The following is a 4,296-nucleotide window of genomic DNA, read 5'->3' as shown; positions in this document are numbered from 1 at the left end:
TTCTACGCCTTGCTGGCGATCTTTCCGGCTATCACGGCGCTGATGGCGCTGGCGGGCATGGTGCTTGACCCTGCCCAGGTGACCGCGCAGCTTGCGACGCTGACCCAGATGATCCCCAGGCAGGCCGCGCAGATCATCCTCGATCAGGCGGTCGCCGTCGCGGGATCGCAGGATGCGGGCCTGGGGATCGCGTTCCTGATCGGCCTGTTGCTTGCGATCTATTCCGCGTCCAAGGGAATGAGCAGCCTGATGGAAGGGCTGAACGTCGCCTATGATGAAGACGAGGATCGCGGATTCATCCGCAAGACCCTGTGGACCCTTGGCCTGACGGTGTTTCTGATCGTCGGCCTGCTGCTGGGGCTTCTCGCGGCGCTGGCGGTGCCGGTCGCGCTGGATCTTGTCGCCCTGCCGGGCTGGCTGAAAACGGTGCTGGCCTTGTCGCGCTGGATCCTGCTTGCGATCATGACGATAATCGGGCTTGCGGTTCTTTACCGATATGGTCCGTCGCGCGATGACGCGGAATGGCGATGGCTGACGCCCGGCGCGATCGCGGCCTGCGTGATCTGGATCCTCGCATCGATCGCCTTCTCTCTCTACGTCGGCAATTTCGGCAGCTACAACCAGACCTTCGGCAGCATGGCGGGTGTCATCATCCTGCTGATGTGGTTGTGGATTTCGGCCTTCATCGTCCTGCTCGGAGCCGAGTTGAACGCCGAGATCGAGGCCCAGACCGCCGCCGACTCGACCGTCGGCCCGGACGAACCGATGGGTGCGCGCGATGCGGAAAAGGCCGATCATCTTGGTTCCGCGAAAGGCCGGACCTGACCCGACGTCGCCGCGGCCGGGACGATGCGCACAGGCCGGCCGGAGACCCCGGCAGGCTGCGTCGCGTGGCCTGGGGCGGCAGTTTCCGACCTTGCCGCCATCCGGCCCCTTGTCGGACCGAAGGTGGTTTTGGCCGCAACGCAGCATGTCGGGAAGGCGGTCATGTCATGAAACCGTCCCGGTCGCGTCAAGAAAGAACCGCACCATTTCCGCGCTTGCGTCGGGGCCGGCCGGATCGGCATAGGAGCCGGTCGCATCGCCGCCCGACCAGGCGTGGCCCAGCCCGTCGATGCGCCAATGTTCAAGGATCGGCTGACCGTTCGGGGCCAGCACAGTATCACGGATATAGCGGCGCCCGCCCATCGTGCCGCTATCGCGCAGCTCGGCCCCGGCGGCGCCCGCCTCGTCCACGATCCGCTGTCCGTTGGCCGCGTTGACGGTGGCGTCCGCCGCACCGTGAAACACGATCGTCGGCAGCGGGCGGAGGGGTGCGCCAGAAGTCTGGCGCAAGCTGCCGCCCATCGCCGCGAAGGCGGATTGCACGTCGCGGGCCGCCTTGTAGGGCAGACCGGAATGCACCCCCACATGAGTGAACACATCCGGGTAGGCCCGTCCGAGGATCACCGCCATCGCACCGCCGGCCGACAATCCGGCAACGAAAATCCTGTCCTCGGGGATGTCGTGATCCTGACGGATCTGAACGGCCAGACCGGCGAGGATCGCGGGTTCTCCGCTTCCGCGTTCCTGATCGGACGGCGCGAACCAGTTCCAGCACGATTGCATGTTCGCCCCACGCGACTGGCCGGGATAGACCACGATCAGGTCATGGGCATCGGCGATCCGGTTCATCCCGGTGCCATTCGCGAAATCCGCAGGCGATTGGGTGCATCCATGCAGCATCATCACCAGACCGGCAGGGCGCCGCGCTCGCAGGTCGGGAATGTAGAGACGGTATGCCCGCTCTCCCGCCGGGCAGGTGAAACTGCCATGGTCGAAGCGGGCACCCCTGGGCAGCACCGGCTCGGGTGCGGGCGCACCGCCCACCCCGCCGCCCGGCCGTGCTCGGGCGGCCAGTTCGGCCAGGGTCTTGCGCAAACCCCGGCCCTTGCCGAAGGGCGCGACATCTTCTGCCGCGCGCAGCGTTTCCGGAACCGGCCCCGGTCGCGACATGGCGGACGCGGCCGTGCCGCGCAAGGCGGCCTGGATCATTTCCGTGGCAGCGATCGGGTTTCCGGCGCGCACAAGGTCACTGGCCCGGCGCATCGCCGAGCTTGCATCGTCTGTCATCTCTGTTTTTCCTTGATTGGGGGTCAGCGGATACGCGACCCAAGTGCCTTCTTGACCTCAGGGCTGGCCTGAAGGGCCCCCAGCACGTCGATGGACCCGATCGTCGCGAGGGCGAGTTCCGGCGTCACGTCGGATGCGATCCGCACGAGGCCGACGACCTTGATATGCAGTATTTCATGCGCATCGCGCGCGGCCTTCAGATCGGCTGCGCTGTAGTCGCGCAGGCCAAGCTCCATCGTATGCCGTTCGATCGATCTGGCCACCGCGTCGCCATGCGTGTCCAACTGCTTGCGGATCGCCGTGCGAATGAAGTCGCTGCGATTGGAATAGAATCCTTCCTGCACGAGCAGGTCGATCCTGCCGAGATCCACGAATCCCATATTGATGGTGATCTTCTCGTTCTCGGGCATCCTTTGGCCGATCTGCGTGACGTTGCCCATCTTCCATTCTCCATCTGTATGGATGGTATATGGATGTATTCAAGGAAAGCGCAAGGGGCTTGTTCCGGATATTCGGCGCAGGCCACCGGCGATCGGGTGATGCGACAGAGGTGCCCCGCCCGAATATGTCAGCTAAACTAACACGATTGTATAGTAATTGTCGCTTTTTGTAACTTTCATTTAAACGTATGCATCGTTGGAAAGAGATGAACATCACGCAAGCAGACAAGGATCCGGCACCGTGTCTTCGACCGATACCCGTATGAAGGTTTCCGTTTGGCGCGGCGACCATGAAGGTGGCGAATTCCAGATCTTTGACGTTCCCGCGCAAGACAGCCAGACCGTGCTGGATGTCGTGGCGTGGATCCAGCAGAACGACGATCCCACGCTGTCATACCGTTTTGCATGTCGCGTCGGAATGTGCGGATCCTGCGCGATGATGGTGAACGGCCAGCCGCGCTGGACCTGTCGCACGCATGTCAAGAAGGTGCTGAAGGACAATTGCATCGAGATCGGGCCGCTGCGCAATCTGCCGGTCATCAAGGATCTCGCGGCCGACATGGACCCGTTTTTCGAGAAATGGGTCAAGGCGGAAGGCGTGTTCCACCCGTCGAAGACCCGCAACGACCAGATCGAGGAGATCGACCCGGCGAGCGTTCAGCGGGTAAAGGCCGATGCCGGGATCGAATGCATCAACTGCTCGGTCTGCTATGCGTCATGCGATACCGTGGCCGGGAATCCCGATTTCCTCGGTCCCGCGGCGCTGAATCGTGCCTGGACGCTCTACAACGATTCCAGGGATGCGGGTTCGCGCAAAATCCTTGATGCGGTCAGCGGCGCCGGTGGCTGCCACAACTGTCACTCGATGGGAAGTTGCGCGCATTTCTGCCCCAACGGACTGAATCCGATGGACGCGATCGCCGGGCTGAAGCGGGCGACCGCCGCCGCGTTCTTCAGGCGGAGGACCTGACCGATGCTGGACATCCGGCTTTACCTGCTGCAGCGATTGTCGGCGCTGGTCATGGCGCCTCTGGTCATCGGGCACCTCGCGGTGATGATCTATGCGATTCAGGGCGGGCTAAGCGCAGCCGAGATCCTGGGACGAACGCAGGGCAGCTTTGCCTGGGCGACGTTTTACGGGACTTTTGTCATTGCCGTGTCTGTCCACGCGGCGATCGGCCTGCGCGTCATCGCACATGAATGGCTGGGTCTTGGGGCGCGCGCCCTTTCCGTGCTGACCTGGATTGCCTTTCTGGTTCTGGTCTGGATGGGCGTGCGCGCCGTCTGGGCCGTTACCGCCCCCGGGGGTGTCGCATGATCCGCCCGCACCGCACCCATCCGCTCTGGTATGCCTTCATTCTTCATCGCGTCTCGGGGGCCTTGCTGGCCCTGTTCCTGCCGGCGCATTTCTGGGTTCTGTCCATGGCCCTGAACGAAGCCGCGCGGCTGGACGGATTCCTGGCATGGACGGACATGCCGCTGGTAAAATTCGCGGAATTCGGGCTGGTCTTCCTGCTGGCCGTCCATTTCTTCGGAGGGTTGCGCCTTCTCGCGCTTGAACTGATGCCATGGACCTCTCGCCAGAAGACGCTGGCGGCGGGGGCGGTGGGCCTCTCGGTTCTCGTCTCCGGAACCTTTTTCCTGCAAGCGGTGTGATCATGCCCCTGAAAAGCGATATCGATCGTCACGACACCGACATCCTGATCCTTGGCACCGGCGGAGCAGGGCTTTTCGGCGCGCTGCA

Annotated in this window: 6 protein-coding genes; 4 read left to right on the top strand and 2 right to left on the bottom strand. The window is 63.5% G+C overall.

Features of this window, described 5'->3' with window-relative positions; all coding sequences use genetic code 11:
* The coding region (locus B4A72_RS03005) for a YihY/virulence factor BrkB family protein (RefSeq protein WP_292952043.1) at nucleotides 1–825 on the top strand (825 nt) is incomplete at its 5' end.
* A gap of 165 nt (nucleotides 826–990) precedes the next feature.
* Here the strand turns inward: B4A72_RS03005 and B4A72_RS03000 are convergent.
* Nucleotides 991–2,112, bottom strand: coding sequence for an alpha/beta hydrolase family esterase (locus tag B4A72_RS03000; protein WP_292978069.1), 1,122 nt, complete (start codon nucleotides 2,110–2,112; stop codon nucleotides 991–993).
* Nucleotides 2,113–2,135: 23 nt separating this feature from the next.
* Complete coding sequence (locus B4A72_RS02995) at nucleotides 2,136–2,552, bottom strand: CopG family transcriptional regulator (protein ID WP_292952037.1); 417 nt, start codon at nucleotides 2,550–2,552, stop codon at nucleotides 2,136–2,138.
* Nucleotides 2,553–2,814: 262 nt separating this feature from the next.
* Between B4A72_RS02995 and B4A72_RS02990 the strand changes: the two genes are divergently transcribed.
* Genes B4A72_RS02990 through sdhC form a run of 3 tightly spaced genes read left to right on the top strand, consistent with a single transcriptional unit; the run spans nucleotide 2,815 to nucleotide 4,208 of the window.
* Nucleotides 2,815–3,522, top strand: coding sequence for a succinate dehydrogenase/fumarate reductase iron-sulfur subunit (locus tag B4A72_RS02990; protein ID WP_292952034.1), 708 nt, complete (start codon nucleotides 2,815–2,817; stop codon nucleotides 3,520–3,522).
* Nucleotides 3,523–3,525: 3 nt separating this feature from the next.
* Nucleotides 3,526–3,870 (top strand): succinate dehydrogenase, encoded by a 345-nt coding sequence (locus tag B4A72_RS02985; protein WP_292952031.1) that lies wholly within the window; start codon nucleotides 3,526–3,528, stop codon nucleotides 3,868–3,870.
* Complete coding sequence (gene sdhC / locus B4A72_RS02980) at nucleotides 3,867–4,208, top strand: succinate dehydrogenase, cytochrome b556 subunit (protein WP_292952028.1); 342 nt, start codon at nucleotides 3,867–3,869, stop codon at nucleotides 4,206–4,208. The genes B4A72_RS02985 and sdhC overlap by 4 nt, the downstream gene beginning before the upstream one ends.
* Nucleotides 4,209–4,296 lie beyond the last annotated feature (88 nt).

The sequence above is a fragment of the Paracoccus sp. UBA5162 genome (genome assembly GCF_002413585.1).
Taxonomy (GTDB): Bacteria; Pseudomonadota; Alphaproteobacteria; order Rhodobacterales; family Rhodobacteraceae; genus Paracoccus.
Note: the sequence above shows the minus strand (reverse complement) of the source record. Positions and strands in the feature narration are given on the sequence as shown.

Excerpts from the sequence above, each read along its gene's own strand:
- B4A72_RS03000 (WP_292978069.1), bottom strand. The coding sequence starts at position 2,112 with ATGACAGACGATGCAAGCTCGGCGATGCGCCGGGCCAGTGACCTTGTG.
- B4A72_RS02995 (WP_292952037.1), bottom strand. The coding sequence starts at position 2,552 with ATGGGCAACGTCACGCAGATCGGCCAAAGGATGCCCGAGAACGAGAAG.
- B4A72_RS02990 (WP_292952034.1), top strand. The coding sequence starts at position 2,815 with ATGAAGGTTTCCGTTTGGCGCGGCGACCATGAAGGTGGCGAATTCCAG.
- B4A72_RS02985 (WP_292952031.1), top strand. The coding sequence starts at position 3,526 with ATGCTGGACATCCGGCTTTACCTGCTGCAGCGATTGTCGGCGCTGGTC.
- sdhC (WP_292952028.1), top strand. The coding sequence starts at position 3,867 with ATGATCCGCCCGCACCGCACCCATCCGCTCTGGTATGCCTTCATTCTT.